Here is a 4,146-nt window from a genome sequence, read left to right as displayed (position 1 = left end):
CGCCCGCGGTATGACGGGCCTCGTGACCACCGCCGCATCCCGCTCGTCGAGCGTGCAGCGCGCCGGACGCGCGACCCGCCAGGGCCCCGGTGCCGTGATCCGCTGCGTCGATGAGCGCACGTATGCTGCGGCTCCCGCGCGCCCGGTTCCCGAGATCGCTGTGACCGACCTCGCCGATGCCGCCCTTCTTCTCGCCTGCTGGGGCTCCCCCGGCGGGGTCGGCCTGCGGATGATCGACCCCCTGCCCGCCGACAACCTCGCTGACGCCGTGACCGTGCTGCGCGGGCTCGGCGCGATCGACGGCGAAGGTCGCGCCACAGCCGAGGGACGCGCTCTCGCACACGTCCCGACCGACCCCCGACTCGCACGAGCCCTGCGCGACGGCAGCCCCGTGGTCGGCAGTCGCCTCGCGGCCGAGGTCGTCGCGGTCCTCGGAGGCGACCTGCGCGTCACCGATGCCGACGTCGCGCAGACGCTCATCGCACTGCGGGGCGGGCGGACCCCGGATTCCCGCCGATGGCGCGACGATGCGAATCGCCTCGAACGCCTGGTGCGAGCGACTCCGGGTGTCCGCTCGGATCTCGACGGTGTCGGCCTCGTGATCGCGCTGGCCTTTCCCGATCGCATCGCCCACCGCGTCGAGCGCACCGCAGACGGGGCGACGTTCCTGCTGGCCTCCGGAACCCGGGCGGGCGTGCGGGGCGCGCTCGCGGCCGTCGAGTGGATCGCCGTCGCCGACGTCGCACGCGCCTCCGCTCGCGCAGCCGCAGGGTCTGGGGCCGTCATCCGCTCGGCCGCGGTGCTCACCGAGACGCAACTGGAGCACGCCGCGAGCCACCTGATGAGCGACCGCGTCGAGGCGGAGTTCGTCGGCGGTCGTGTGCAGGCACGTCGCGAGCGCCGTATCGGCGCCATCCTGCGATCGTCGGCGCCGGTGCGGGCATCGGCCCGAGACGGGCGGGATGCCGTGGGCCGGGCCCTGCGACGCGACGGGATCGGCATGTTCACGTGGTCTGAGCCCGCCGACGCGCTACGCCGCCGAGTGGCGCTGCTGCGACGGGAGCTGGGCGATCTGTGGCCGGACGTCTCGGATGCCGGCCTGGTCGAGTCGCTCGATGCCTGGCTGGCGCCGGAACTCGATGCTCTGGCCGGAGGCACTCCCGCCGGGCGTCTGAACCTGACGCCCGCACTTCGCCGTCTGCTGCCGTGGCCCGACGCGGCACGCCTCGACGAGCTCGCTCCCGAGCGCCTCGAGGTTCCCAGCGGATCGCGCATCCGCATCGACTACCCCGCACCCGACGACGACCCGACCACGCGACCCGTCGTCGCCGTGAAGCTGCAGGAATGCTTCGGGTGGGCGCAGACCCCTCGACTCGTCGACGGACGGGTGCCGGTGCTGTTCCATCTGCTGTCTCCCGCCGGGCGTCCGCTCGCCGTCACCGACGACCTCGCCTCGTTCTGGTCGGGCCCCTACGCTCAGGTGCGCGCCGAGATGCGCGGCCGGTACCCCCGGCATCCCTGGCCGGAGGATCCCTGGGCCGCTGCGCCGACGAAGCATACGAAGAACCGCGCCGCGCGCTGAGACGAGCGAGGACACCCGGGCCGCGCTGGGGCTCAGGGCGTGCGGCGCCGCAGGGTCAGGGACGCGAGCACGAGCGCCCCGACGCCGAAGGCCACGACCACGAGCAGGGGCCCGTACACACCCCACCCCTCGTCACCGGCTGTCACGGCATTGATCGTGTCGATCGCATAGCTCAGCGGCAGCCAGTCCGAGATCGCGGAGAGGACGTCGGGCATCTGATCTCGCGGCATGAACAACCCGCCGAGGATGATCTGCGGGAACACCAGCAGCGGCATGAACTGCACGGCCTGGAATTCGGTCTGCGCGAAGGCGCTGGCGAGGAGACCCAGCGCTGTGCCGAGAAGCGCGTCGACCACGGCGACGAGTCCGAGCTGCCACAGCGCCCCCTCGACGTCGAGACCGCAGATCCCCACGGCGAACGACACCGTGATGACCGCCTGAAGCAGTGCCATGAGTCCGAACGCCAGCGCGTACCCGAGGATGAAGTCGGCCTTGCCGAGCGGGGTGGTCATGAGCCGCTCGAGGGTGCCGGATCGTCGCTCGCGCAGGGTCGTGATCGACGTGATCAGAAACATCACGATGAACGGGAAGAGTGCGAGGATCGCTCCGCCGAACTGATCGAACACGCCGTCCTGGTCGCTGAAGAGCCAGGCGAACAGACCGACAAGGAGGCTCGGCGCGATCAGCATCAGCGCGATCGAGCGCGGATCGTGCCGCAGCTGCCCGCGCACCCGACCCGCCGTGGCGAGCATCCTCCCGCCGTTCATTCCGCGGCCTCCCGTCGCTCACGGCGGGTGCGAGGCACCGTCGGCGCATCGTGCGCACGACTGTCGCGCTCGATCAGAGTGAGGAACGCCGCATCGGGATCGGACGTGCCGGTGTCGGCGAGCAGAGACGCGGGGTCGGTGTCGGCGATGATCCGTCCGCTGCGCATCAGCACGGGCCGGTCGCACCTCAGGGCCTCGTCCATCACGTGGCTCGAGACGATCATCGTGACCCCGCTCGCCGCGAGACCGCGGAACAGATCCCACAGCTCGACCCGCAGCACGGGGTCGAGACCCACGGTCGGCTCATCGAGCACGATGAGCTCGGGAGATCCGATCAGAGCCATCGCCAGAGAGATCCGTGTCGTCTGCCCACCGCTGAGCGACCCGACGAGCTGACGAGACTGACTGCCCAGGCCGACCTCGTCGATGACCCGGTCGACGTCGCCCTTCGGGGCCTTCAGCACGGCGGCGAGGTACGAGAGATTCTGACGCACCGTGAGGTCGCTGTAGACCGCGGCTCCCTGCGTGCCGTACGCCACGCGATGGCGCAGTGGCCGAGACCCTCCCGGCTCGCCGAGCACCGTCACGGTTCCCGACGCGATCTGCTGCACACCGACGATCGCGCGCATCAGCGTGGTCTTGCCGCATCCCGAGGGTCCGAGAAGTCCGGTGATCTCGCCGCGGGGAATCGTCAGATCGATCCCGTCGAACACCTGCGTGGTGCCCCTGCGCACACAGAGCCCAGAGATCTCGACCGCCGGACCGTTCGTCATGCTTGATTATCTGCCCGCGCGACCGCGTGGGCGACCCCTAGTCGAGCAGGTGTCGAAGATAGCGCGGCGGGTCCTGCAGGAACGAGCGCCAGTGATTCACCAGCTCGAGGTCGTGCCACTCGGCAGGACGGATGCCCCACTCGCCGACTTCGAGGATGCGAGCCCCGGGGAGTGCCGCGAGCACCGGTGAATGGGTGGCGCAGAGCACCTGACCGCCGTCGTCGACGATGCGCTGCAGCACCGCGATGAGCGTGAGAGTGGACTGGAACGACAGCGCCGCCTCGGGCTCGTCGAGGCAGTAGAACCCCGGTTCGTCGAATCTGCTGTCGAGGAGGGCGAGGAAGCTCTCGCCGTGACTCATCTCGTGGAACGGCACGTCGCCTCTCGGCGAGGGATTCTCTTCGAGGTAGGTGTAGAACGAGTGCATCGTCTCGGCCCGCAGGAAGAATCCCCAGCGGTTCGCGCCGACCCCGCGCTGCAGTTGCAGCCATTCAGACAGCGGCGACTCCGTGGGGCGGGGGCTGTGCCTGGCGAACTTCGAGCCGCCTTCCGGCGAGAGCCCGTAGGCGCTCGCGATGCCCTCGACGATCGTGGACTTGCCGCTGCCGTTCTCGCCGACGAGGAACGTCACCCCGGGCGCGAGATCGATCCCCTCTTTCAGCACCTGGGCGACCGCGGGGATGCTGGTGGGCCAGACGCGCCCGGGCTCGGGAGCGTCGTCGTGCGCTCGTACCGCCACGACGGGCTGCTCGCGCCGCCGGCGACTGCCGGGGGTCCAGATCGATTCCATGCGTTCCTCCTTCGAAGGAGGCTAGCCGCAGCCACCGACGCGACTGCTGCACGCTCGTCTCAGCACTCGATGACGTTCACCGCGAGGCCGCCCTCGCTGGTCTCCTTGTACTTCGTCGCCATGTCGATGCCGGTCTGACGCATCGTCTCGACCACCGCATCCAGAGACACCTAGTGGCTGCCGTCGCCGCGGAGGGCGAGCCGGGCCGCCGTCCCCGCGGGCGAGGCGGCGACC

4 protein-coding genes and 1 pseudogene are annotated in these 4,146 nt (G+C 70.5%); 1 reads left to right on the top strand and 4 read right to left on the bottom strand.

Going from position 1 to position 4,146, the window contains the following annotated elements:
* On the top strand, positions 1-1,582 hold a 1,582-nt coding region (locus tag J7E68_RS15020; RefSeq protein WP_285225487.1), incomplete at its 5' end, for an ATP-dependent helicase C-terminal domain-containing protein.
* Positions 1,583-1,614: 32 nt separating this feature from the next.
* On the opposite strand, the gene J7E68_RS15015 is transcribed toward J7E68_RS15020, so the two are convergent.
* The 4 genes and pseudogenes from J7E68_RS15015 to J7E68_RS15000 all read right to left on the bottom strand — a co-directional run.
* Entirely contained in the window at positions 1,615-2,349 is a 735-nt protein-coding gene (locus J7E68_RS15015) for an ABC transporter permease (RefSeq protein WP_215173914.1), read from the bottom strand.
* Positions 2,346-3,122, bottom strand: a complete 777-nt coding sequence (locus tag J7E68_RS15010; protein WP_215173911.1) for an ABC transporter ATP-binding protein — start codon at positions 3,120-3,122, stop codon at positions 2,346-2,348. The genes J7E68_RS15015 and J7E68_RS15010 overlap by 4 nt, the downstream gene beginning before the upstream one ends.
* A 37-nt stretch (positions 3,123-3,159) precedes the next feature.
* Positions 3,160-3,912 (bottom strand): AAA family ATPase, encoded by a 753-nt coding sequence (locus tag J7E68_RS15005; RefSeq protein ID WP_215173909.1) that lies wholly within the window; start codon positions 3,910-3,912, stop codon positions 3,160-3,162.
* A 59-nt stretch (positions 3,913-3,971) separates the two neighbouring features.
* Positions 3,972-4,146, bottom strand: a pseudogene (locus J7E68_RS15000) (L-serine ammonia-lyase, iron-sulfur-dependent, subunit alpha); the annotation flags it as partial.

The sequence above is a fragment of the Microbacterium sp. ISL-103 genome (genome assembly GCF_018613995.1).
Lineage (GTDB): Bacteria > Actinomycetota > Actinomycetes > Actinomycetales > Microbacteriaceae > Microbacterium.
Note: the sequence above shows the minus strand (reverse complement) of the source record. Positions and strands in the feature narration are given on the sequence as shown.

Excerpts from the sequence above, each read along its gene's own strand:
- J7E68_RS15015 (WP_215173914.1), bottom strand. The coding sequence starts at position 2,349 with ATGAACGGCGGGAGGATGCTCGCCACGGCGGGTCGGGTGCGCGGGCAG.
- J7E68_RS15010 (WP_215173911.1), bottom strand. The coding sequence starts at position 3,122 with ATGACGAACGGTCCGGCGGTCGAGATCTCTGGGCTCTGTGTGCGCAGG.
- J7E68_RS15005 (WP_215173909.1), bottom strand. The coding sequence starts at position 3,912 with ATGGAATCGATCTGGACCCCCGGCAGTCGCCGGCGGCGCGAGCAGCCC.